Origin of the sequence: Clostridium sp. chh4-2 (assembly GCF_002899675.1) — a bacterium.
In the GTDB taxonomy this organism is placed as follows: Bacteria; Bacillota; Clostridia; order Lachnospirales; family Lachnospiraceae; genus CHH4-2.
Genome location: NZ_PKUU01000021.1, coordinates 38,777 through 64,192 on the forward strand (window position 1 = coordinate 38,777; position 25,416 = coordinate 64,192).

Annotated in this window: 23 protein-coding genes; 3 read left to right on the top strand and 20 right to left on the bottom strand. The window is 46.5% G+C overall.

Annotated elements, in window-relative coordinates:
• From C0033_RS19630 to C0033_RS19650, 5 genes are all read right to left on the bottom strand, one after another.
• The gene (locus C0033_RS19630) at positions 1 to 921 is read right to left on the bottom strand and encodes an RnfABCDGE type electron transport complex subunit D (protein ID WP_103229602.1); all 921 of its coding nucleotides are present in this window, start codon (positions 919 to 921) and stop codon (positions 1 to 3) included.
• 11 nt (positions 922 to 932) lie between these two features.
• Entirely contained in the window at positions 933 to 2,258 is a 1,326-nt protein-coding gene (gene rsxC, locus C0033_RS19635) for an electron transport complex subunit RsxC (RefSeq protein ID WP_103229603.1), read from the bottom strand.
• A gap of 835 nt (positions 2,259 to 3,093) precedes the next feature.
• Positions 3,094 to 4,242 carry a PrpF domain-containing protein gene (locus C0033_RS19640; protein WP_103229604.1) on the bottom strand — a complete coding sequence of 383 codons (1,149 nt, stop codon included), beginning with the start codon at positions 4,240 to 4,242 and terminating at the stop codon, positions 3,094 to 3,096.
• 1 nt (position 4,243) lies between these two features.
• Positions 4,244 to 5,752 (bottom strand): tripartite tricarboxylate transporter permease, encoded by a 1,509-nt coding sequence (locus tag C0033_RS19645; protein ID WP_103229605.1) that lies wholly within the window; start codon positions 5,750 to 5,752, stop codon positions 4,244 to 4,246.
• Between the two features lie 11 nt (positions 5,753 to 5,763).
• On the bottom strand, positions 5,764 to 7,167 hold the full coding sequence (locus C0033_RS19650; protein ID WP_103229606.1) for a tripartite tricarboxylate transporter substrate-binding protein: 1,404 nt from the start codon (positions 7,165 to 7,167) through the stop codon (positions 5,764 to 5,766).
• Between the two features lie 208 nt (positions 7,168 to 7,375).
• On the opposite strand from C0033_RS19650, the gene C0033_RS19655 reads away from it, so the two are divergent.
• Together C0033_RS19655 and C0033_RS19660 are read left to right on the top strand one after the other, a co-directional pair.
• On the top strand, positions 7,376 to 8,284 hold the full coding sequence (locus C0033_RS19655) for a LysR family transcriptional regulator (RefSeq protein WP_103229607.1): 909 nt from the start codon (positions 7,376 to 7,378) through the stop codon (positions 8,282 to 8,284).
• Between the two features lie 350 nt (positions 8,285 to 8,634).
• Entirely contained in the window at positions 8,635 to 8,988 is a 354-nt protein-coding gene (locus C0033_RS19660; protein WP_146043796.1) for a hypothetical protein, read from the top strand.
• A gap of 244 nt (positions 8,989 to 9,232) precedes the next feature.
• Here the strand turns inward: C0033_RS19660 and C0033_RS19665 are convergent, their stop codons facing one another.
• The 14 genes from C0033_RS19665 to C0033_RS19730 form a co-directional block, all read right to left on the bottom strand.
• A complete protein-coding gene (locus C0033_RS19665; protein WP_103229609.1) occupies positions 9,233 to 11,110 on the bottom strand; it encodes an ABC transporter ATP-binding protein in 1,878 nt (625 codons plus the stop codon).
• The gene (locus tag C0033_RS19670; RefSeq protein ID WP_103229610.1) at positions 11,110 to 12,849 is read right to left on the bottom strand and encodes an ABC transporter ATP-binding protein; all 1,740 of its coding nucleotides are present in this window, start codon (positions 12,847 to 12,849) and stop codon (positions 11,110 to 11,112) included. Before C0033_RS19670 ends, C0033_RS19665 begins: the two co-directional genes overlap by 1 nt.
• A complete protein-coding gene (locus tag C0033_RS19675) occupies positions 12,846 to 13,325 on the bottom strand; it encodes a MarR family transcriptional regulator (RefSeq protein WP_103229611.1) in 480 nt (159 codons plus the stop codon). Before C0033_RS19675 ends, C0033_RS19670 begins: the two co-directional genes overlap by 4 nt.
• 178 nt (positions 13,326 to 13,503) lie before the next feature.
• Positions 13,504 to 16,650 (bottom strand): DEAD/DEAH box helicase, encoded by a 3,147-nt coding sequence (locus C0033_RS19680; RefSeq protein WP_103229612.1) that lies wholly within the window; start codon positions 16,648 to 16,650, stop codon positions 13,504 to 13,506.
• A gap of 5 nt (positions 16,651 to 16,655) precedes the next feature.
• On the bottom strand, positions 16,656 to 18,425 hold the full coding sequence (argS, locus tag C0033_RS19685; protein ID WP_103229613.1) for an arginine--tRNA ligase: 1,770 nt from the start codon (positions 18,423 to 18,425) through the stop codon (positions 16,656 to 16,658).
• Positions 18,426 to 18,596: 171 nt separating this feature from the next.
• Positions 18,597 to 19,154 carry an elongation factor P gene (gene efp / locus C0033_RS19690; protein WP_103229614.1) on the bottom strand — a complete coding sequence of 186 codons (558 nt, stop codon included), beginning with the start codon at positions 19,152 to 19,154 and terminating at the stop codon, positions 18,597 to 18,599.
• Between the two features lie 141 nt (positions 19,155 to 19,295).
• Complete coding sequence (gene aroQ, locus C0033_RS19695) at positions 19,296 to 19,727, bottom strand: type II 3-dehydroquinate dehydratase (RefSeq protein WP_103229615.1); 432 nt, start codon at positions 19,725 to 19,727, stop codon at positions 19,296 to 19,298.
• Between the two features lie 12 nt (positions 19,728 to 19,739).
• Positions 19,740 to 20,291 (bottom strand): shikimate kinase, encoded by a 552-nt coding sequence (locus C0033_RS19700; protein WP_242984558.1) that lies wholly within the window; start codon positions 20,289 to 20,291, stop codon positions 19,740 to 19,742.
• On the bottom strand, positions 20,257 to 21,150 hold the full coding sequence (aroE, locus tag C0033_RS19705; protein ID WP_103229617.1) for a shikimate dehydrogenase: 894 nt from the start codon (positions 21,148 to 21,150) through the stop codon (positions 20,257 to 20,259). The genes C0033_RS19700 and aroE overlap by 35 nt, the downstream gene beginning before the upstream one ends.
• Entirely contained in the window at positions 21,143 to 21,661 is a 519-nt protein-coding gene (locus C0033_RS19710) for a YqeG family HAD IIIA-type phosphatase (RefSeq protein WP_103229618.1), read from the bottom strand. The genes aroE and C0033_RS19710 overlap by 8 nt, the downstream gene beginning before the upstream one ends.
• Before the next feature lie 8 nt (positions 21,662 to 21,669).
• On the bottom strand, positions 21,670 to 22,122 hold the full coding sequence (gene nrdR / locus C0033_RS19715; protein WP_103229680.1) for a transcriptional regulator NrdR: 453 nt from the start codon (positions 22,120 to 22,122) through the stop codon (positions 21,670 to 21,672).
• Between the two features lie 93 nt (positions 22,123 to 22,215).
• Positions 22,216 to 22,479 (bottom strand): YlmC/YmxH family sporulation protein, encoded by a 264-nt coding sequence (locus tag C0033_RS19720; protein ID WP_103229619.1) that lies wholly within the window; start codon positions 22,477 to 22,479, stop codon positions 22,216 to 22,218.
• A gap of 24 nt (positions 22,480 to 22,503) precedes the next feature.
• Positions 22,504 to 22,743 carry a helix-turn-helix transcriptional regulator gene (locus C0033_RS19725; RefSeq protein ID WP_103229620.1) on the bottom strand — a complete coding sequence of 80 codons (240 nt, stop codon included), beginning with the start codon at positions 22,741 to 22,743 and terminating at the stop codon, positions 22,504 to 22,506.
• On the bottom strand, positions 22,709 to 22,930 hold the full coding sequence (locus tag C0033_RS19730; RefSeq protein ID WP_103229621.1) for a hypothetical protein: 222 nt from the start codon (positions 22,928 to 22,930) through the stop codon (positions 22,709 to 22,711). Before C0033_RS19730 ends, C0033_RS19725 begins: the two co-directional genes overlap by 35 nt.
• A gap of 219 nt (positions 22,931 to 23,149) precedes the next feature.
• Between C0033_RS19730 and C0033_RS19735 the strand changes: the two genes are divergently transcribed.
• Entirely contained in the window at positions 23,150 to 23,458 is a 309-nt protein-coding gene (locus C0033_RS19735) for a DUF3837 family protein (RefSeq protein ID WP_103229622.1), read from the top strand.
• 1,000 nt (positions 23,459 to 24,458) lie between these two features.
• Here C0033_RS19735 and C0033_RS19745 read toward each other — a convergent pair.
• Positions 24,459 to 25,385, bottom strand: a complete 927-nt coding sequence (locus C0033_RS19745; RefSeq protein ID WP_103229624.1) for an N-acetylmuramoyl-L-alanine amidase — start codon at positions 25,383 to 25,385, stop codon at positions 24,459 to 24,461.
• Between the last annotated feature and the right edge of the window lie 31 nt (positions 25,386 to 25,416).

A 25,416-nucleotide genomic window follows, 5' to 3' on the forward strand; every position in this document is an offset into this window, starting at 1 on the left:
TTACTTGCCCTCCTTTCCAAATGCTTTTGGAAGGGTTACCTTCTCAATTAACGGTACTAAGATGTTGCTCAAGATGATCGCATAAGAAACACCTTCCGCTGAACCGCCCCAAAGACGGAAAATACCGGTTAACAGACCGAGTAAAATACCAAAGGCAATCTGTCCCTTTGGAGTGATCGGACTTGTTACATAATCAGTTGCCATGAAGAACGCACCGAAGATCAAACCGCCGCCGCAAAGGTGTGCCAGCGTATAATTCACATCAAATCCGCCGAAGATAAAGATGAAAAGGGCAAATGTGATGATATAAGTTGCAGGAATACGGATGGTGATAACTTTTCTAACCAGCATATAAACAGCGCCGATCAGCAAAGCGATTACGGAAACCTCACCGATGGTTCCTGGAATTCTTCCGACGAACATGTTCATAACATTGTATTCGCCGCCCGCTCTCATAACTGCCAGAGGAGTCGGTCCTGTCACGCCGTCCAGATCAAAGCTGGACATCTTTCCTGTAAAGGAAATGAGCAGGAAACATCTGGCCGCCAATGCAGGGTTCATAAAGTTCTGTCCGAGTCCGCCGTATAACTGTTTTACGACAACGATGGCAAACACGCCGCCCAGCACTGGAATCCATACCGGAATTGACGGCGGCATGTTGAGAGCCAGGATCATACCTGTTACCAAGGCGCTGCCGTCAGCGATGGTAATCGGCTTTTTCATCAGTTTCTCATATACATATTCACTCAGCACACAGGCTGCCACTGTTGCGATGATTATAATCAGCGCTCTTAATTTAAACTGGTATACACCATACGCAGCTGCAGGAAGCATAGCGATCGCAACGTCCAGCATAATGCTCTGGGTCGTCACCTTGCTTCTCACATGCGGGGATGATGATACGTTATATAATTTAGACATGTCTTCCCCTCCTACGCTTTCTTACGGCGGTTAGCCGCAACCGTCTTTCTCATCTCTTTAAATGCCTGTGTCAGCGGGCGCTTCGCAGGGCAGATAAAGGTACAGCTTCCGCATTCCATACATTCCATACCGCTTAACTTTTCAAATAAATCGCAGTCATTTCTCTCTGCTGCGTCCATCATCATCTGAGGCACAATATGGCTTGGGCATACGCTCACACATTTGCCGCAGCGGATGCATGGGCTTGGAGCATTGGCCGCAACTTCGTCTTTCGTGAAGCAGGTAAGCGCGGAACATGTCTTGGTAACCGGGATATGCAGGTCAAACAATGCCATTCCCATCATAGGGCCGCCTGCGATCAGCTTCTCCGGCTCTGTCTTAAATCCGCCTGCCGCGTCCACTAATTCCTGGAAATCGGTACCGATCTTAACGTTGTAGTTCTGTGGATTGACAACCGCATCACCGGTCACAGTCACAATTCTTCTCATCAGAGGCGTTGTCTTGCACACCGCCATGTAGATCGCGATTATGGTATCGATATTATCCACGATACAGCCTGCATCTGCCGGCAGCATGGAGGAATTCACCTTTCTTCCTGTAATCGCGTTAATTAAGGAACGCTCACCACCCTGAGGGTATTTGGTAAGAAGCGGACAAACGCTGATTCTGGGTTCGTCTTTTACAAGATCTGTCAGAATCTTGATCGCTTCCGGTTTATTATTTTCAATTCCGATCACGCCTTTTGCATTGTCGAATAACTGAAGAACCACTTTCAGTCCGCCGACAATCTTCTCCGGCTCTTCAATCATCATGCGGTAATCGGAAGTCAGATACGGTTCACACTCCGCACCGTTAACAAGTATGTAATCAATCTTGTTTTCGTCCTTTGGCGTCAGCTTAACGTGTGTCGGGAATCCCGCGCCGCCTAAACCTACGATACCTGCCGCTTTGACAATATCACGGATCTCCTGTTTGGAAAGCTTAGAGGAATCTCTGTCAGTTCCTAATCCTTCTACAGTTTTGTACTCACCATCATTCTCAATGATGATGGAATTCACCATCGCACCATTTGCAACGCGCCTTGGTTCAATCGCCTTAACCGTTCCTGATACAGAACTGATTACGTTGGCTGAAATGAAACCGCTGGCTTCGCCGATCTTCTGCCCCGCCAGAACCTGGTCACCTTTTGCTACCAGTGGTGTTGCAGGCGCTCCGATGTGCTGAGACATTGGAAATACCATTTCCCCTTTTGGCATCAGAATCTGTACCGGCTTGGACTCGGACAGTTCTTTTCCTTCATAAGGATGGATGCCGCCTTTAAATGTAGCCAATCCCATCTAACTAACCCTCTTTCTATACTATTTCGTTTATACCCAAAGGCGCCGAAACGGACCTTCCGGGTTAACTATCTTGTACAGTATATCACAATTCAAAATTCGAAACAATTGAAAAATTTTTATCAAATAAGGCCTTTTTCCTTATCTTTCCAGGAAATTGACCAACTGATTTTGTATTTTTTCCAATAATTCCTGACAAAAAAAAAACGATGTCAAAACATGTCAATAGTTTCATGTTTTCACAAAAATACAATTTAAAATTAATATGTGAGAAACGCCAAAGAACAGAGGAAATTATCCCCTGTTCTCATCATTTTTTACATATATTTTTTCGTAGTTTTTTTAACAAAGATCAGGTGTTTTATGGAAAATATTGCAGGTGTGTCTAGTAGTTTTATCACTATTTCGCTTTTCTTTTATTAGAAATTTGAATAAATGATTCATGCATATTTTTTTAACTATGGAACGGTTCTGCAATTGATAACCGATGTGCCTCCATCACCGCCCCTTTTCCCTGACAGGCTTTAAAATTCATCATACAACGCATTAATAGTTTACAGCGGAAAACTGCCGCTGTCATTTATTTTTCTATGATACGTTCCTCGTACAGTCTCTTTTAACTATTTTTCCTGTCAGCCGCGGTCTGCCAATCCATATTGATATTTATATAACAGAAAGAATTCATTAATTCTTCAGTTTTTATTAAATTCGGCTCTGAGTTTGTAAACCAATTCAGGCAGAATTACAGTCAAAAAAGCGGAATCGGAGGTTAATATTTCTATTATCTCCAATTCCGCCTATACTGTTTTTCCTTTTCTAACCTTTTATTCCAATCCTATTTTCCGTTATAATATGCCATACCATCCATTAAAAAGTTGGCCGTGCGGAATCCGTATGTCTGCTGAATCGTAACCTCTCCGCTCTCTTCCACCCGGTAATCCGCGCCTGCATCCAGGATTCCGCCGGGATGGCCGATCCTTATATAGGAAGGGTCCGCATTCTCGTCTAATACCTGGTTTACCACGCTTCCCGGAATCACAGCCGCCGCCACAGTGCACATCGCTCCTGTCATGGCATAAGTAGGATGCGTCTTCTGCATGGACATCATTCTGGATACAAGGTCAATCTGGTCCGCTTTTATCTCCGTATCTCCGGCCGTCTTATAATCAGCCGCTTTCGACACAAATGTCATCTTAGGAACTCCGGGCGTCTCCCATGCCGATTTTTTATAATCGTCAATCAGTCCCAGCTTCACAGCCGCCATGCCGCGCACGGTCTCCAGCCGGTTTAGCATCTCTTCGTCCTGATCTAACTCGGCAGGAAGTTCCGTCCCCTTTAATCCCAAATCCTCCGCTTTCACAAATACCAGAGGATTCGCAGCATCCACAATCGAGATTTCCACTTCTCCTAATCCCGGCACTTCAATGCGTTCGCTGGCATGGCCGGTTGGCAGAAGTTTTCCCGTTACGGAACCTGCAGGATTTACAAAGTTCAGTTTAATGGGAGCCGCTGTCTTGGGAACTCCGGCGATTGCCAGCTCTCCCTGATAGTTCACCGCTCCGCCCTTTGTGCGGACTTCAGACACGATAACCTTATCCGTATTGGTATTATAAATTCTCACTTTTGTGACGGGTCCGGTGATCTTAACCAGACCTTTTTCGATCGCATAAGGCCCCACTGCGGACGAGATATTGCCGCAGTTTCCTTTATAGCTGACAAGTGGTTTATCCACGGATACCTGGGCGAAGGTATAATCCACATCCGCGTCCTCGCGCTCTGACACGGAGATAATCGCCACTTTGCTGGTAACGGACGCCGCCCCTCCAAGACCGTCGATCTGTTTTTTGTCCGGACTTCCCATCACTTCCATCAAAATCCGGTCTCTCTCCTCCCCTGCCGGGGGAAGGTCTTTTTCCATAAAGAATAAGCCTTTGCTGGTGCCTCCCCTCATAATCGTACAGGGAACCATCTGTTTTGATACCATATTACGCTCCTGCCTTTCCCGTCTTTTTATCTTTCAATCCCTGAATCAGCGGAGATGCAAATGCGATCACTGCCACAACGATAATAACAAGGGCCAATGGTCTGGTAAAGAAAGATGCTGCACTTCCGCCTGACAGAATCAACTGTTTTCTCAGGTTATTCTCAACAATACTTCCTAAAATCAAGCCCAGGATCATAGCCGGGTTTGAATAGTTAAACTTGTTAAATAAAATTCCGATAAAGCTGAAACCGAACATAATGAGCACGTCATAAAAACTGTTGTGCAGAGAATATGCACCTACCGTACCAAGAGCTGCAATAACGGTTCCAAGCAGCGGATAAGGCAGTTTTAAAATCTGTGCAAACTGTTTTGTGATAAATCTTCCCACTACGAAAAGAAGCAGGGATGCAAGCACAATGCCGAGGAAAATCGCATTTAAAAGTACCGGCTGGTTTCTGATTAATAAAGGTCCGGGCGTCAGGTTGTGGATCATAAATGCCGCCATAATAATTGCTGCTGTAGGGCTTCCCGGAATTCCAAGTACCATGGTTGGAACAAGGCTTCCGCCGATCGCCGCATTGTTGGCACATTCAGGAGCTGCAATTCCTTCGTCACATCCTTTACCGAATTCCTCCGGATGCTTGCTGGATTTGGCTGCCACTCCATAGCTCACTAATGATGCGATAGAACCGCCCGCTGCAGGAATGATACCGATGATTGTTCCAATAATGGAAGATTTCAGCAGAACGCTCCACATATGAGCTATTTCTTTTAACTTTAAAGTCTCTAAAGATATCTTTTTACTGTCCGCTACTGTGGTAGTATCGCGGTTTTTATATTCAGCTGCATTCTTATAAACTTCTGTCAATGCAAAGGAACCGATCATAACAGGAATGTAATCAATTCCGTTTAATAAGAATACCTGATCGAATGTAAAACGGTATGCGCCGTTGATCGCATCGATTCCTACAGTGGATAAGAGCAGGCCGATGCAGACTGAGAATAAGGCTTTCGTCTGATTCTTCGCTCCGATACTGGTGATACAGCTAAGTCCTAAAAGTCCCAGTGCAAAATATTCCGCACTCTGGAATTTCAATGCAAGCATTGCCAAAAGAGGTGCGCAGATCAGCATCGCGATGGCCGACATGATGCCGCCCACTGAGGAAGCCGACACGGAAACTCCCAGCGCTCTGCCCGCTTTTCCCTTCTGAGCCATGGGATAACCGTCAAATGTGGTCGCCACAGCCTCAGGAGTTCCCGGTGTTTTTAAAAGGATCGCGCTGATACTTCCGCCGCAGGCACCGCCTACGTATACGGCTACCAGCATAACGATGGCGCTGACAGGTGTCATCGTATAGGTAAATGGCAGCATCAAAACAATTGCCATGGAAGAACTAAGTCCCGGAAGTGCGCCGCAGACCATACCGAACATAACGCCGGCTACTACAAATACAAGATTCAATGGCGTGAAAACCTGTAAACATGCTTCTATGATTGCTGTTGGATTCATACATACACCTCCTAATATACGTAATAGCTCAGATTTCTGAAGAAGCCCAAGCCTCTTGGCAGCGGTACATAGAATACCTTACCAAAGATCAACACGACCAGAACCGTAAAGATCACGGTAAATATGGCCAGTACCTTATAATTCTTATATCCCATCAGCCTTGCATTCAGGAATGAAAATAGGAAGGTGGATACTGCAAATCCTATATAGTTCATGGATGCCACATAAGCTCCCAGCATAATAATCGTGCTGAGCATGCCGGATTCCGGTTTTCCAAATGCAAATACTGCTTTCACACTGCCCGCTTTTTTCAGAGACTGGAAGAAAATGATAACCAGCATGATGATTCCAAGTCCGATAACGAACATCGGGAATCCCATATCTCCTAATACATCACCGCTGATATCGGATGCTACCAGCTGGTCATTCTCATCTAAAAGTCCCATCTGTTTAAACGTATCATGCAGGCTGGTGCTTTCTTCATTCCAAGACTGTCCATACTGCTCCGGATCCATATAACCATTGCTTAAATTGGTCATCATCTCTTCTTCCAAAGCCGCATATCTCGGATCTTTATAAGCATCGTTAAATGCTTTTATCAGCACCTGTTTCACATCTTCAGGCACGCCCTTTGCCACACAGAAACCTCTCCAGGAACCCTGGGTAAAATCAACTCCAAGATCTTCGGAACAAGGCACACCTTCAAGAAGCGGAGTATCCACCGGCTTATCATTTAAAACAACTAAAGCCTTGATATCTCCTGACTCCACTAACGGAAGGAAGGATGAAAGTTTATCCTGATATACATCCAGCTCACCGCCCAAAACTGCGGCCTTCACTTCTGAACCTGATTTATAAGGAACATACGTCCATTCAAATCCTGCGTCCAAAGCAAATCCGTTGGCTATGTAATCATCCAGACCGCCCGGGCTCAAACCGCCGATCTTTAATTCGCCCGGATGCTCTTTCGCATAGGCAATCAATTCTTCCATGGTATTGAACGGACTGTCCGCCGCCACACCAAATGCCATCAAGTCATTCTGTACCTTGATTAACGGGTCAAAATGCTCTTTGAACGGAAATTCACCTGTTACATCTTTAATCAATACGGAAGGGGTTATCTCCAGAACCAGATAGCCGTCCGACGGCTGGCTGGCCGTATAAGCCATTCCTTCAACCGTTCCGGCTGCCGATTTGTTCACGCAAGTCACCGGAACTCCCAGATAATCTTTTACAATATCCGCATATCGTCTGGCGAAAATATCGCTGGCCCCGCCCGCTCCGAATGGAATTACCATTTCAATCGGACGCTTAGGAAACGTGGTAGTCTGTGATGACGCACATCCCGTAAGTCCAAGCGCCGCCATGATGGTTAAGATCCCCAGACAGATCAATGCTTTTAATTTCTTCCCCATTTCTACTCCTCCTTAATTAACCTTCTCTTTGTCTGATAATACGATTATAATCCTGTATTTACCATTTGTAAAATTCATATTTTTTATTTAAACAATAGCTAAAAAGAATGATTTGACGGTTATTTCGAAACCATTATAGCCTTTAGGAATAATTATTATAGTTTTTATGGCCTACTTATGATAAGATATGGGAAAAGGGGGGACTTTTATGGATTTTAAAGATATGTCTTATATTCTGGCTATCGCCAAATATCAAAATATAACGAAAGCGGCTAATTCTCTTTACATCAGCCAGCCCACTCTGACCAAATTTTTACAGAAGCTGGAAAAAGAGCTGAATCAAAAACTTTTCAAACGGATGGGCAATAAATTTATCCTAACCTATGCCGGAGAACGCTACGTCGCAAAAGCCATGGAAATACTAAAATTAAAAAATGAGCTGGATCACGAGATGAACGATATCATCAATTCCAATGTGGGCGTGCTGAAGGTGGCATTTCCCGTCATGAGAGGCACCTATATGATGCCCTGCACCCTGCCCATCTTCCAAAGCCTGTACCCTCATGTGGAACTGTCCATCTACGAAGGCAACTCCATGGAACTGGAAGACCGGCTCCTGACCGGGGAAACCGACTTAGCTTTCTTTAACCTGCCCACCAGAAGCCCGGATATCAGCTACGAGATCATCAGCCACGAAGAGATTCTTCTGGTTCTTTCCGCAGACCATCCCTTAGCTAAAACCGGCACCCCAAAAATGGGCTGTAAATATCCCTGGATCGATCTGTCTCTCCTAAAAAACGAGCGTTTCATCCTACAGCTCCCGGACCAGCGTACCCGCCAGATCGAAAATTCCCTGTTCCAGGAATACGAATTCGATCCCAAGATCATGCTTGTCACCAGAAACATCCAGGCTTCCTGCCTTTTGGCTTCTGTGGGAAGAGGAATCTGCTTTGTCAGCGAAAGCCACCTAAAGCATATTCAGTTTGACAAAAACCCGGTAGTCTTCTCCGTAGGAAATCCATGCACCACCGTAGACTTCGTAGCCGCCTACCGAAAAGGCAGCTACATCCCCTATCACGCCCAAGAATACATAAAAATCGTCCGCGACTTCACTTAAATCTTTATTTAGTTGGCGGAAGGTACGCCGGAAAGAAGGGGGAACCTGGGCGGGCGGGAGAACTGATGAGACATAGGGGATTCGAGTTTCGACCCTAAGAGGTACTAAGGCCAGCAGAAACGGAAAAAGGCAGAGCGGTGCCCATTCACGATGAACTCCTGATGACTTCATCGTTCAAGGGGCACCTCAAATACCGATTCGGAATTCAGTATTTGTCTGCCTTTTTCCGTTCCTGCCGACCAAGTACCTCTAAGGGTCTGCAAACGATCCCCTATGTCTCATCAGTTCTCCCGCCCGCCCAGGTTCCCCCTTCTTTCCGGCTGTTGCTTGGCTAGCTAAGGAAAAAAGATTTGGTGAAGGGAGTAGTTTTTACATCAACCGTGAAGTCTTTTTCAGAAATGCCTTCACCATTTAATGTAAAGGGTGAGGTCATTTTGCGAAATGCCTTAACGTTTAAAGTAAAACCTGAAGTCGTTTCTGAAAATCCCTTAGCGATCTATGTAAATTGGCTTCTATACAAATCCCAATACAATAACATTGTTTTTAACCAGGCTAGCGAAAACCAGCCCGGAATCGTGAGAAGGAACCGGAAGCCAAAGGTCGGAGGGGCCGTCCGGGCCGGGGAAGGAAGATGCAGCCAGTTGGGATCGTATGGAACCCCTGTAGAACTACTTAGTCCCGTAAGGGCAGAACGAGGCAGGTAGAAACTGAATTCCAGATCAGTTTCTAAAGCGCCGCTGAGCAGCGAAGTCATAAAGAGTTCACTGCGAATGGCGCTGGCCTGCCTCGTTCTGTCCTTACGGGTCTTAGTAGTTCTTAGGGGCGAATCCCGAATCCCAACTGGCTGCATCTTCCTTCCCCGGCCCGGACGGCTCCTCCGACCTTTGGCTTCCGGTTCCTTTTCACGATTCCGGGCGTACCCTCCGCCAACTCAGTTAAATAGCAATCTTAATCCAATTCGGACAGGCCGGTGTAAAGTTCGTAATAGCGGCCTTTTAGAGCAACGAGATCGTCGTGGCTACCTCTTTCGATAATCTGTCCGTTTTCCAGCACCATGATGGCGTTGGCATTTCTTACGGTGGAGAGGCGGTGGGCGATCACCAATGTGGTTCTGTCGGCCATCAGGCGGTCCATGCCGTGTTCGATGTGTTTCTCGGTTCTGGTATCTACGGAGCTTGTGGCCTCATCCAGGATCAGAATCGGCGCTTTGGAGATGGCGGCTCTGGCGATATTTAAAAGCTGTCTCTGGCCCTGGCTCAGATTTGCTCCGTCGCCTTCCAGCATGGTGTCATATCCATGGGGCAGACGCATGATGAAGGAATGGGCGGAAGCTGTCTTGGCTGCCTGGATCACTTCGTCGTCGGTGGCGTCCAGCCGTCCGTAACGGATATTTTCCATCACGGTTCCGGTGAATAAGTGGGTATCCTGAAGAACCATGGCGATATTGCGCCGCAGTTCATCTCTTCTCATATGTTCGATATTCACGCCGTCAATGGTGATGGTTCCCGACTGGATATCGTAGAAACGGTTCAGCAGATTGGTGATCGTGGTTTTGCCCGCTCCGGTAGAACCTACGAAAGCGATCTTCTGTCCCGGCTTTGCATACAGGCTGATATCCTTTAAGATAGTCTTTTCAGGCACATATCCAAATGTCACATGATCGAATTTCACATCGCCCTGCATGGGATGAAGGGTTACCGCGTCCTTGTCATCCACAGGCTCCGGTTCCGCATCCATAACGGAGAATACACGTTCTGCACCTGCCAGAGCGGAAAACACGTTGCTGATCTGCATGGAGATCTCATTGATCGGACGGCTGAACTGTCTGGAAAAGTTCAAAAATACGGTCAGTCCGCCCACGTCAAAATTCTTAAACACGCATAAAAGTCCGCCGATACAGGCCGTAAACGCATAATTCATCTGGCTTAAATTGCCCATCACGGGCCCCATGATGCCGCCGAAAAACTGGGCGCGTATCTGGTTGTTTCTCAAATCTTCATTTAAAATCGAAAATTCTTCAATGGCCATATCCTCATGGCAGAATACCTTGACAACTTTTTGCCCGGTAATAGTTTCTTCTATATAACCGTTAACCGCGCCAAGAGATGCCTGCTGGGCTGAGAAATACTTCTGGCTTCTTCTCGCCACCGCGCCGCCGGCCTTCATCATCAGCGGAATCATCACCACAGTGATCACCGTGAGGTAGATATTGGTATAAATCATCAGCCCCAACGTTCCGATAATGCTGAGAGCGCCGGAAAACAGCTGTACCAACGTGCTGCTCAGCATCTGTCCGATGGTGTCCACGTCATTGGTATAACGGCTCATCAAATCTCCGTTGTTATGCGTGTCATAATACCGGATCGGCAGCTTCTGCATCCTGGTAAACAGATCGTTTCGGATCTTCTGCAAAGCGTTCTGAGCCACGGTCAGCATCACTTTGGCCTGGGCATAGTTGGCCGCAACGCCGATAATGTAAACGGCCCCCATCACCACAAGAGCTCTGGCTAAACCGGCCGGATCTCCTTTTCCTCCCGGAGGGGCGATATAGGTATTGATAATCGGGCGGAGCATATAGGCTCCCGCCAGACTTCCAAACGTATTGACAATGACGCAGATAAATGCCAACACCATCATCGGTTTATCCTCATCCAGATAAGCCAAAAGGCGCTTTACGGTGTCCCTGGTCTGGCTCGGTTTCCGCCCGTCAGCTGAAGCCGCCCGTCTCGCCGCAGGGCCGCCGCCCATAGGTCCTCGTTTCGGCGCCGGAGCCGAATATCTTCCATATCTGCGTTTCAGGCTTTCAATCTTCTGTTGTCTGTCCATTAAGCACTCGCCTCGCTTTCCCTGTCACGCTGTGAATAGTAGATCTCCTGATATGCCTCGCATCCCGCCATCAGTTCTTCATGGCTGCCGATGCCGATGATCTTTCCGTCGTCGATTACGATAATCTGGTCGGCTCCTTCCACAGATCCGATTCTCTGTGCTATGATAAATTTCGTCGTATCTTTTAATGTAGTCTGGAAGCATTCCCGTATCTTCGCTTCTGTCGCAGTATCCACCGCGCTGGTGCTGTCATCCAGAATCAGGATTTTAGGCCGTTTTAAAAGAGCGCGGGCGATACAAAGCCTCTGCTTTTGTCCGCCGGAAACATTGACGCCGCCCTGGCCCATCTCTGTCTGATATCCGTCAGGAAATGCATTTACAAATCCATCCGCCTGGGCGCTGTCCGCAATGGCTCTCACCTCTTCAAAGGAGGCATTTTCATCGCCCCACCGGAGATTTTCCTCAATCGTTCCGGAAAAAAGCACATTTTTCTGAAGAACCATGCCCACACCTTCTCTTAAATTTCTCAGGGAATAATCCCTTACATCGATCCCGTCCACTAAAACCTGGCCTTCGGTGGCATCGTAAAGTCTGGGAATCATCTGTACAAGGCTGGTTTTTCCGCTTCCCGTCGCTCCGATAATGCCGATGGTCTGCCCCGGCTTTGCGGTAAAGCTGATATGTTCCAAAACCATTCCCTCGTCTTCATGGCCGTAGCGGAAGCTGACGTCCTTAAATTCCACCTTACCATGTTCTACCAAAGCATCTTTTCTGGAGGCGGATTCATCCGTTAAATCCACTTCCGTATCCATCACTTCATTCACACGCTTTATGGACGCCATGGCACGGGAACTCTGTAAAAAGACCATGGAAAGCATCATAAGCGACATCAGAATCTGGACAATATAGGTGGTAAATGCGGTCAGATCTCCCACTTTCATTCCCCCGGCGATAATAATATTTCCTCCGTACCAAACGACAGCCAGAGTTGTGATATTCATAGCCAGCATCATAACAGGCATTGTGGCGATAACAATCTTCATCGCATTTAAACTGCTCTGTTTTAAATCTTCATTGGTGGCTTTAAACTTCTCTTCCTCATAGTCTTCACGAACAAAGGATTTAATTACTCTGACGTTGGTAAGCATCTCCTGAATGCCGGAATTTAAGCGGTCAATCTTCTTCTGCATGATCTCAAAACGCGGAAACGCTGTTTTCAAAATCACTGCGATCGCGGCTGTCAGAAGCGGGATCACAACAAGAATGACCACTGCCAGCTGTGCGTTCATCAAAAATGCCATGATCAGCGCGCCTACCAGCATTCCCGGCGCCCGCAGCATCATTCTCAGGCCCATCATCATCACATTCTGAACCTGCTGGATGTCGTTGGTAAGACGGGTCACCAGAGAACCGGTGCTGAATTTATCGATGTTTTGGAAGGAAAAGCCCTGCACTTTCGTAAAAATATCATTTCTTAAATCACTGGTAAAACAGATTGAGGCTTTTGAAGAAAAATAAGCCCCTCCGATCCCTCCGACCGCCATGATAAATGTGGTAAACACCATCAGGATTCCGATTCCAATGATATACTTATAATTACGGTCTGCCACTCCATTGTTGATAATTAAAGACATCAGTTTCGGAAGCATAATCTCTCCCAGCACCTCAGTCAGCATTAAAAGCGGCCCTATTATAAAGGCGCTTAAATATGGCTTTACATATTTTTTATAGCGTTTCATCTGTGTCCCTCTCTTTCTGTCTCCGGCATCAGCTTCTGCAAGTTCGTATTCATACGTTTAAAAAGCCCCAATAAACATTCCATCTCCTCCTGGGAAAAATCTGCGAACATCTGCTCTTCCACAAACTGAAAAAACTTCTTACTGCTTTCCACAATCTCGCTGCCTTTATCCGTGATGCATATTTTATTAAACCGGTTATCCTCCTGATCCACAATCCGTTTAATATATCCGCCCTTTTCCAATTTTTTCAGCGAAACCGCTATGGTCGCAGTGGATACGTGAAATGTGTTGGCAATATCCTTTTGTGAAGAATTGGGTGTCCTGGATATAAACATGAGGATCTGGTGCTGGCTCCTGTAAACGCCCGTTTTATTCAAATGGCGTTCCAGCACAGCTCTGTGCAGACGGTTTCCATAGATATATTCCCCTATTAATTTATGATATGGAGTATCCCAGTCTTTTATAAATTGATTCATCCAGCCGCCGCCTTTCTCTTGTCCTTTTAATTAACTAGGTAATAATTAACTAATTAACTGTTAACCATTATAAAAGCACCTGCAGATTTTTGCAAGTGCTTTTATAATTTTATAATATTTTTGTAACAGTCCGGCCTTCCGATGTAAAAGCCGGTACAGGTATCGAAAAGCGGAATTATCACAGGATTTTCATAAGCTCTTCTTTTGTCAAACTGCTGAGAGATACCATTCCGCCGGCTATTACCTGCTCCGCCAAATACCGTTTGCTCTCCTGAAGCCTCAGGATATTCTCTTCAATGGTGTCCTTCATAATCAGTTTAAAGACAGTTACCTGTTTTTCCTGCCCGATCCGGTGCGTCCGGTCTGTGGCCTGGTTCTGAGCCGCCACGTTCCACCACGGATCATAATGGATCACCATATCGGCGGAAGTCAGATTGAGCCCGGTTCCCCCCGCCTTCAGAGAGATTAAAAATACCGGTGTTTCATCATTTTGAAATGAATTTACCATTTTAAGTCTTTCTTCCTTGCTGGTGGAACCGGTCAAAGTAAAATAGGGAATCCCTTCTTTTACCAGTCTCTTTCCAATGATTTCCAGCATAGACGTAAATTGGGAGAATAATAGGATCTTATGTCCTCCGGCCACCCCATTGCCCAACAGATCCATACAGGTGTCCAGTTTCGCAGAACCGCCCTTATAATTCTCAAAATGAAGCGCCGGATCGCAGCAAATCTGACGCAGACGGGTCAGCTGTGACAGAATCTGGATCTTATCGCCGCCCCAGGAGCCTTCCTGCTGCTCCAACTGCTGTTTCAGCTGATAGGCGGCCGCCGTATAAAGATCTTTCTGCTCTTTCTCAAAACCGGAATAGATCACAGTTTCCAGCTTATCCGGCAGATCCTTTAACACATCCTTCTTCAAACGTCTCAGCACAAACGGTCCGATCATCCGGTGCAGGTTTCGCAGAGCATCCTCATCCTGTTCTTTAATGACAGGAACCTCATATTCCTTTTTAAATCTGGCATAATTGAACAAAAATCCGGGCATCAGATAATCAAAAATGCTCCACAGCTCGCTCAGCCGGTTTTCAATCGGCGTGCCGGTCAGCGCAAATTTCGTTCTGGCCCGCACCGTCTTCACCGCCTTTGCGCTGAGGGTATTGGCATTTTTAATGTACTGTGCTTCATCTATGATTTGAAAACGGAAGGACAGCTCCCGGTACAAAAGGATATCCCGTTTCAGAAGATCATAGGAAGTGATTAAAACGTCATACTGCCCGGCTTCTGCCAGTTTCTCCTCCCGTTCAGCCGCATTTCCCGTCACAGGCAGCGTCTTTAATTCAGGGGCAAACTGTTTGAACTCACACTCCCAATTGTAGACAAGGGATGCGGGGCAGACAATCAGGGAAAGCTCATTTCTTCCTTTGTAAGATTCATCTAAAAGCATGGATATAATCTGGATCGTTTTTCCAAGGCCCATATCATCCGCCAGAATCCCTCCGAATCCATATTCATCCAGGGTTCTCAGCCAGAAAAATCCCTTTTTCTGATACCCTCTCAAAACAGACTGCAGAGGTTTAGGTACTTCAAAATCGCCGTCTTCAAAGGATTTCATCCCACGGACAACGGCTTTAAACAGGTTATCCCTGTAAAATGTGATCCCCTGGCTCTCCTTTAAAATGCTGTCCAGATAGAAGGCGCGGTAACGCGGAAGGCGCAGCTTCTTATCCAGCAGCTCCGCTTTATTGACCGGAAGCCCCTCTAACAGCTGAGCCACCGACATCAGCCCGGTATCCTCTAACTGAAGAAATTCCCCGGTCTTTAAACGGAAATACCGCTTTTTCTGGCTGTATTCCGAAAGGATGCGGCTCAATTCCGCCCCGCTCATATCTCCTGCATCTATGGTCAGTTCCAGCCAGTCTCCGGCCATATTGACGCCGATGGACACATTGGGCGAAGGAATCACCTTGACCGCCTTAAAGCGGTCCGACAGGTATACGCTCCCCAGGGCTTCAAATTCCGCGATTCCATGGGTCAGCAGCCGGTACATGGTGTCCTCGTCGTCCTTAATCACCAGATTGGACGTATCCTGTTCTTTGTATTTAAAATACTTCGTGATCAGCTGGCTGATCCTGTATTCGGCTGGAACATCACGGCACACCGCCCTCGGCACTTTCTCATCGTCCACCGGATGAAAGGAAAAATCTCCGTAGCTCAGAACAGGACGGAGCGTAAGCTCCTTTCTGCCGGGGCTGTCAAATTCAAATCTGGCCTTCAGTTCTTCCGGCTGGTAAGCTTCTAAATCCACCCCTTCACTGTCAATCACACAGTAAGGTTCCAGCTTTTTCAGAATCCTTTCGTAAAACAACGGCACATCCTTATCATTTAACTCGATTTCATGGCTTTTCACATCTTTTTGGATGATCTGAATTAAAAATTCTCCGACCGCATGGGTAAATTCCTGATCACAGCAATAAAGGGAATCCTTCTCGCCGATATACAGACGGCGTTCTCCTAAAAAGCAGAAAATCTCTTTATCCACAGAGACCTTAATTCCGTCCTTCCCCGCTTTTCTCACAAAGATCTGCAGATCCGGGTTCTGATCCAGAACTTTCATGGTTCTTCCCGTTCCCCTCACATCTTCCACTTCCAGCCGTCTTCCCAGCAAAAGGCCGAAAAAACGGTCCCGGTTTGACCTGCTTAAATTCAGCTGGCGGATGGTTGGAATCGTTGCATACGCGCTTTTTTGAAACTGGACGTAACACTCTTTATAAGCGCCTACAAGCTCTGTCACCAACTCCACCATCTTCCGGTCCGCCTCATCAAATACATCCGGGTTATGATGAAAGGACAAGGTTTTGCTGTATTCCACATAAGCGCCATTTGCCATGGCATCCGTAAATGCGATCAGATCCTTTACAATGTAAAAACGTTCTCTTCCCAAGCGGAATTCCGCCTTCACATCTTTCCGGTCCAGAATGAGGCGGGGCTCAAATCCCACCTTTCTGCATTCCCCTTCGCTGATAATCTGGGTCACTTCCCGGTTGGTATATTCCCGGATCATGGTTCTGACTTCCGGAGAAGTATAGACGGTCTTTTCACTTCCCTTTCCCGCCTGGCCTTCATAATACGCAAAAAGGGCCCTGCAGTGGCTGCACATGCCCTTATAAGAATTTCCATTTGCACAAGAACAAGAGTAGGCATTGACCTGTCTACCCTTGATCTCTAATTTGGTTCTATATTTCCGGCCGTCTTCTTCCACGGTCCCGGTGATTCCCGACTCGCCCTTCCAAAAGGTACGAACCGTCATTTCACAAACATTAATCATAGATTCTACATTCTCTCCGGCGCCTCGATGCCCAACAAATCAATACAAACATTCAAAACAGCTTTCGTCAGGCTGATCAGTTTAATCAGGCCTGCCTGCCGTTTTTTATCTTTCTCTGACACAATCTTGGTATCATGGTAAACACGGTTAAATGCATTGGATAAGTCATAGATATACTGGCAGATCTTATGCGGCGCAGTCTCTGCAAAACTGGTTTCCACCACTTCATTGTACTTGGCTAATTCAATCATCAGCGCTTTTTCCGCTTCCGATACAGCCGGTAAAATCTCAGGCGTGCCCTCATATTTTTCGTCTAATTCATTATATTTGGATAAAATGGAATTAATGCGGACGATGGTATATAAAATATACGGCCCCGTATTTCCCTCAAATGAGATGAAACGGTCTATATCAAAGATATAATCCTTAGCCGCCTGGTTGGATAAATCACCGTACTTGAGCGCCGACAGCCCTACGATCTTCGCTGTTTCTCTGGCTTCCTCTTCGGAAACCGTGCGGTTTTCCATAATTCTCTTAAATACTTCTTCGTCGATATTGGCGATTAAAGTCTCCAGACGCATCACTCCGCCGTCCCTTGTTTTAAACGGCTTTCCGTCTTTTCCGTTCATGGTTCCGAACCCGAGGAAAGACATAGGAGTATCCTTGGACACGATGCCCGCCTTCTTGGCAACGCGGAATACCTGGGTGAAATGAAGTTCCTGCCTCTTATCCGCAATATAGATATAACGGTCCGGTTTAAAGTTCTTCTCCCGTTCAATCAGGGTTCCCAAATCGGAAGTGGCATACAGTGCCGCCCCGTCGGATTTGCGCACGATACAAGGAGGAAGCTCTTTGGGATCGCTTTCTTCCGTTATGTCCACAACCAAAGCGCCCTGGCTCTCATAAGCCAGACCTTTATCGATCAGATCCTGAATCAGATCCGGGATATACGGCTGGGCGTCGCTTTCACCCTTCCATAAATCAAAGGTAACATTTAAGTTGCCGTAGTTCTTCTTTAAATCGGCTAAAGACACCGCCATAATGTGTTTCCAGATGGCATGATAAGGCGGATATCCGTTCTGAAGTTTGAAAGTGGCATTCTGAGCCCTCTCCTTAAACGCTTCGTCCGACTTGGATTTTAAGCTAGCCGCCGGATAGATCTCCTCCAGCTCTCCGATGGTAAACGGGTGTTCCTCAGGAAATTCCCCGGTATAGCTTTCATCAAAATAAACAAGCTCCGGCTTTCTGTCTCTCAGCTCTTCTATGATAAGCCCCATCTGAAGGCCCCAGTCGCCCAGATGAACGTCTCCGATCACATTATGGCCGATAAAACGGCCCATGCGCTTTACGCTCTCACCGATAACAGCGGAGCGGAGATGGCCTACGTGAAGCGGTTTTGCCACGTTGGCTCCGCCGTAATCCACAATAATCGTCTCAGGGGTCTGAGGGGATTCCAGACCCAGCTTGTCCGATCCCTCCATCTCATTCATATAGTCAGCCAGATATCCGGCATTCAATTTCAAATTAATAAATCCCGGCATAACCGCGGACGCCTCTTCAAACATCCCGCTTCCCGCCAGCTTCTCAACCACTTCGTTGGCAATATCAATCGGTTTCTTTTTATATACTTTGGCAGCTGCCATAGCTCCGTTACACTGGTATTCGCATAAATCAGGACGGTTTGACAACGTTACTTTTGCATAAGATTCATCATAACCGCACCCGGTAAAGGCTGGTTTCATCTCTGCCACTATCAAATCAAGAATCTTCTTCACGTTTCCTGGTCTCCTTTTCAAAATTATCGGACTAAAATTATATTATAAAGGATTTTCCTCAAAAAATCAATGTTCTTGGAGGGTTTTATTATATCATAGGGGCACTTTCCTATGATATAAAAAAATCCCTCACACAGGAGTATTCCCGTATGAAGGACATTTTAGCAGCAATTAAACTCTGGATAAATATTCGCCTGTACGTGTGTCGATTTTGATTCTATCGCCCTGGTCTACGAACAGTGGTACATATACGGTTGCGCCGGTTTCAACAACAGCAGGTTTTGTAGCGCCCTGTGCGGTATCGCCTTTGAAGCCCGGTTCTGTATCGGTGATCTCTAATTCTACGAATAAAGGAGCCTCTACAGAAAATACGTTTCCGTTGTATGAACAAACCTTGCACATCTCGTTCTCTTTTACAAATTTCAGTGCGTCGCCGATTGTTTCATCATTTAATGCAACCTGCTCATAGGTGTTAACATCCATAAAATGATATAAATCACCGTCAGCATATAAATACTGCATGTCCACTCTGTCAATTCTGGCTGCCGGGAACTTCTCTGTTGGACGGAATGTTTTCTCGACAACGCCGCCGTTCATAACATTTTTAATTTTAGTTCTAACGAAAGCAGCACCTTTACCTGGTTTTACATGCTGAAATTCCATAATCTGAAATACGTTTCCATCAATCTCTAATGTAATGCCGTTTTTAAAATCGCCCGCTGATATCATAAATGATATTCCTCCTTGAATTTCTCTTAATCCATCTTATTTTATACTATAATATCCGTATTTTCAACACCTTTTTGCAAATATCTGTCTCCAGCCCTTTATTTTACCGCCTTTCAGGGAATGTGACTGCTGAAATACAGGCTAGGTAAGGCTGGTCAGATAATCCATTGCAAGAGCATATCCCTTCAGTCCCAAGCCCACAACCTGCCCGGTGCAGACCGGAGCGGTGACGGAGAGATGACGGAATTCCTCCCGCTTGTGAACATTTGAAATATGTACTTCCACCTTTGGAATTTCGATGGAGGCCAAAGCGTCTCTCACCGCATAGCTGTAGTGGGTAAATGCGCCCGGATTGATGATGATCCCCTCCGTGCCGTCGTGATATGCAGCCTGAATTTTATCGATAATTGCCCCTTCATAATTGCTTTGGAACACCTCAATCTCATGTCCCTCTTCTGCCGCTTTTTCATTCAGCATGGTCACCAGATATTCATAATCCTGTGTTCCGTAGATGCCTTTTTCCCTGATTCCAAGAAAATTAATATTCGGTCCGTTTAGCACTAGTATCTTCATAATCCTGCCTCCCTATTCCTGACCGCCTGATCCATAAATCTCTTCAGCGATTTCTTTTAAACTTCTTTTATCCACCCGGACGATCCGGTGAGCGGCCTCTTCATATACCGGCCCTCTCAGATCCATCAGGTCTTTTACCTTTTGTTCCACATGATCTCCCTGCAGAAGAGGTCTGGTGGTATCCCCTTTCAGCCGTTCCAGAACCGTTTCCGGCTTCACCTGAAGGTATATCACTTCTCCCAGTTCCCGCAGTATAGCTCTGTTTTCCTCCCTCATGGGAAGTCCGCCTCCCACGGAGATAACCGTACTGCCGGCCCGTTCCAAAAGATCGGTGAGCACCTCTGTTTCCAGCTGCCTGAAATACGCTTCTCCCTTATCTGCAAAGATACGGGAAATGCTCATTCCCGCTTTTTCCTCAATCAAACAATCCGTATCCACCAGCATTTTCCCATACCGGGAAGAGAGTTCCTGGCCTACGCTGGTCTTTCCCGCTCCCATAAATCCGATTAGTATGATATTATCCTTCATCTCAACCTCGATCCCGCTTAATTTCCGGCTTTTCACCCAGCCGTTCCATCATCAGCGCTTTCGCTTCACGCGCCGTGGCTTCGTCCACCAAAGCGTCCGGATTCCACAGTTCATAAGCAATGATTCCCTGATACAGAAGCATATCCAGGCCATTGACCGCCTTTCCCCCCGCTTCTTTCACATACTTCATAAATTTCGTTTCCATGGGGGTGTAAATGATATCCAGGCCCGTATGGATCTTCTGGTAGAATTCTCTGTCCTCAATCGGCGCCGCGTCCACGTTGGGATGCATGCCCACGCTGGTGGACTGTACCGCAAGATAGGAACCCTCCGGAATCCGCCCATAATCCGTAATTGCCATGGGAATCATCACCGTGCGGCCGCTCAAACGGTTGATATACCCGGCCAGTTCCTCCGCCCGCTCTGCGCTCCGGTTCAGCACATAAATCACATTGGCCCCTTCCTTTGCCAGAAGGTAGGCGGCCGCCTTGGCAGCGCCTCCTGCGCCGATCAGAATGCAGTCTTCGCCTTTTATGGAGATATTCGACTGCTTCATCGCCCTTAAAAGCCCTGCTGCATCCGTATTATATCCTTTATATCCGCCTTCTGTGCGGACCAGCGTATTAACCGCTCCGATGGCGGCCGCGTCTTTATCGATCTCCACCAGATATTTCATCACAGCCTGCTTATGGGGAACCGTAACATTCAGTCCCACCAGATTCAGGGCGTACGCTCCCTTTATGGCTGCCTCCAGTTCCTCTTCCTTCACTTTAAACGGCAGGTATGCAAAATCTACGCCTGTCCTCTTTGCATATAAATTCTGCATTGCCGGCGACATGGAATGCTCCACCGGATTTGCGATCACTCCGCAAACATTTGTCTTTCCGTTAATCATGTTGTTCCTGTCCTTTTTGCATTTCCTTTTTATAAAAATGAAGCACAACGGCTTCTAATTTTCTCTTCATCACAATCTGAATCTCTTCTTTCGGATGAATGGGCTTCACCAAAATGCCATAGATTCCGGCCCTGTTAGCCCCATACACATCCGTAAAAAGCTGGTCTCCCACAAATAATGTGGTCTGCTTGTCCGTATGCATCATCTCCATGGCTTTCAGATAATTCTTTACAGACGGCTTTCCCGATTTATAGATATATTTGCTGTCCACCTGCCTGGCAAAAGACGCCACCCTGGGCTCTTTGTTATTGGAAAGCAGGCACGTATCAAGCCCGATGGCCCTGAGCTCCAAAAACAGCTCTAACGCCCGTTTGTCAGCCGGCAGCCCGTGAGGCACCAGCGTATTATCAATATCAAAAATGACTCCACGTATCCCCTTTTTATAAAATTCTTTAAATGGGATCTGATACGTGGAATCAACATATTCTTTCGGATAAAATTGTTTCAGCATGGATATCCTTATTTCTTTAACAATTTTCCAATCTCTTCCATAAAGGTATTCACATCTTTAAACTCACGGTAAACAGATGCAAACCTTACGTAAGCGACTTCGTCCAGCTGCTGAAGTTTCTTCATCACCAGCTCTCCAATGGTGGAGGTGGGCACTTCTTTTTCTTCCATGTTAAAGATCTGTGTCTCAATCTCGTCGATCATGGAATCGATCTGCTGGGTGGAAACCGGACGTTTATGGCAGGAATGAATCACTCCGGCCTCCAGTTTGGAACGGTCATACGCCTCTCTGGAATCGTCTTTTTTTATCACCATAAGCGGCATCGTCTCCAGCTTTTCATATGTGGTAAACCGTTTGCCGCAGCTCTCGCACTGACGCCGGCGCCGGATCGAGCTGTTGTCATCTGCCGGGCGGGAATCGATTACTTTCGTATCCGCTTCATTACAATATGGGCATTTCATGGTTTCTCCTCCTGTAACTTTAATTATGTACATTTTACCCTAGCCTCCTGTGAATCGCAAGCAATTTCTTCGTTTCTTTGGTTTAATCCGGCATTAAAATTTACATTTCTCCTCTACTTCCTTCTTTTTTACGTCCACTAAGATAATATCCTCCCCAATTTGGCAGATGTCGCAGAAGGGAATGATATATTCCTTTTCCCTGCCCAAAAACCCACAGAAGCAGCCGGGACCGGGGACGATAATGGCTAACATGCATCCTGTCTGAATATCAAAATCCACATCCCCCACAAAACCAAGACGTTTACAGTCATTGGCATTGATCACTTCTTTTTGTTTTAAATCACAAAGACATGAGATGTGTCAGTTATTTTATGTATTCTCCTATTCCTCCGGTTCCAGATCATCAAATACGGGAGAATTATAAAATTCCCGGATGCTGATCCCAAAAAACTCTGAAATCTTCCGGATCGTCACAATTCCAGGATTTTTACTCTGGCCATACAGAATATTTTTTATCGTGGACGGTGGCATATTTGAATGGTAAACCAACATGTACTCGATTGTATTCTTCTCTCTGCACAGTTCCTTAATCCTTAATCTTGTTGCGTCGCATACCTTCATCTTTTTTCCCCTTTTTATATTCCTCGATTTTTCTTTTCAGTGCCTGATAATCCCCCTTCCCACCTAGTTTTTTATCCGCCGCATTATCCTTTGTTTCCTTTTTTGCTTTTTCGAATTCCAAAAGCAGCTGTTCTTCACTATAACCAAATGCTTCCTGAATTCTCTTTTTAATCTCCTCATCCGTCATGGAATCGCCTCCCTCATGCATGCTGATGTAAATGATAAAACTGCGCGGCACTCTACACTGCATACTCTGCACTTTAAAATATACCACCCCTTATTTTGGTATTTAACTGGTAAATAATGGTAATTATTTTGTGCGGATAATGCAGGTAAAATTTGCAAACGTATCCAATCCGCTATATAATATATCCGACACAATTAACCAATCACAGGAGAATTGCAAATGGTATTTTCAATCAACAAACAAGCAGTAGAAATTAAGACACGTTTTGAGCACGCACAGCTGACTTCCAAATATGAGGTAGTCGCCACAATCGGTATGCTCTCCAAGATTTACGGCCTTCCTCTTCCCCAGAAAAAAGAAACTCTGGACGAAATGCGAAGCTGCCTTCACGAGTCCATCGACAAACTTCCGGTCCCATCTGATTATGCGGAGAAACTGGTCAGTCTTCTGGACTTTTACGATCAAAAATCAGAAATCACCGATGAAATGTACGATCTCCTCAAGTATTCTTACGAAGACCAAACCTGAAATTGGGATTTAACTGGGTTGGCTGCCGAAGGGTACGCCCGAAAGCGGGAGGCGGAACCGGAAGTCCAAGGTCGGAGGGGCCGTCCGGGCCGGGGGAAGGAAGATGCTGCCAAATGGGATTCGGGATTCGCCCCTAAGAGCTACTAAGGCCCGTAAGGACAGAACGAGGCAGGCCAGCGCCATTCGCAGTGAACTCTTTATGACTTCGCTGCTCAAGGGCGCTTTAGAACCTGATTCGGAATTCAGTTTCTACCTGCCTCGTTCTGCCCTTACGGACCTAAGTAGCTCTACAGGGGTTCCATACGATCCCATTTGGCAGCAGCTTCCTTTCCCCGGCCCGGACGGCCCCTCCGACCTTGGACTCCCGGTTCCGCCTCCCGCTTCCGTGCTGGTTTTCGCTGGCCTGGTTAAAAGCATTAATTTTGCCTTAGTATTTATATAGAATCACTTTTATATAGATCCTCAAGGGATTTTGCGAAATGCCTTCACCCTTTACATTAAATCCTCAAGGCATTTCCGAAAATCCCTTCACCCTTGATGTAAAAACTTACTCTCTCATCCACCAAATCTTTTTTCCTCAGCTAGCCAAGCAACAGCCGGAAAGAAGGGGAAACCTGGGTGGGCGGCGGTAATCATAAGGTATAGAGGATCGTTTGCAGACCCTTAGAGGTACTTGGCCGGCAGAAACGGAAAAAGGCAGACAAATACTGGATTCCGAATCAGTATTTGAGGCGCCCCTTGAGTGATGAAGTCATCAGGAGTTCATCGCGAATGGGCGCCGCGCTGCCTTTTTCCGTTTCTGGCGGCCTTAGTACCTCTTAGGGTCGAAACTCGAATCCCCTATTCCTTATGATTACCGCCGCCCGCCCAGGTTTCCCCTTCTTTCCGGCGTATCTTAATCAGTTAAATAAAGATTTCAAATTATCTTTCCAGCGGGTAAATAAGATTGCGGGTAAATATTTTAAATATAACAGAAGAATTGCTCTTGATAGCTGGGGACTTAGCGAATCCATGAAAAAACTCCTTTTCTTTTTAGTCTTCCCAGTTTCAGAGCTCCTTTATCATCAGTTTTCAAACAAATTTCGCCTTCAAACATGCTTCCGTCTCCGGTCACACGGTAAAGTTCATCTTTCCAGACAACCCACTGGTTTCGGGCCATTGCGCCATTGGGCTTCAGATAATACCATTTTCCGTCTGATCCGGTTTTCCAGTTGTCATGGATCATCATTCCGGCTCCGTCGAACCAGTACCAATCGTCACCGTCTTTATACCAGTCGTTTGTCACATAGTTGCCGGTATCTCCCAGATAGAAACGCCAGCCGCCGTTTTCTTCCATCCAGCCGGAACGTTTTGGAATTTCATTTATATTATAATATAGTGCAATGGTGTCCGCCTCTGCCTTCGCAAGGGCGTCCAGGTTGGATTCGTTCAGCAGCCATTTGGCGATCTCTGCGTTGGTGTGGAAGGAATGTTCCAGGATCAGTCCCGGCGTGCCCACAGCGGTGGCGCCTCTTATAACTCCGTAGTAATCCCCGTGGTCTCCCCGGCGGTGTTCGATGCGGGCGCTCTGTACGGTGCCGATCACATTTTCCACGCACTGAGCCAATGCCATTCCGATTCCGTCGGCGCTTCCATCGATAGCACAGTAGGCGGCCGGATAATCCACTTTATTGTTCACAGTGCCGCCTACCGCATTGGAGTGGTCCGATATGAAGAGATCGCAGCCCCTGGACTGGGTTCCTCGGTCATACAGCCCCCGGTCCGTCCCCTGATGCTCCCGCGTTAAAATCACTTCGATCCCATATTCCTCCAGATATTTTTTCTGCAGCAAATGAAGTTTCCACATGATTTCCGATTCATAATAACGGCCGTCTGCCGGGCTCTGATTGTATTTGCCAAAATGACCTGCATCTAAACATATTTTCATATTTTTTACCTTGTCCTTTTTTCTTTATAGT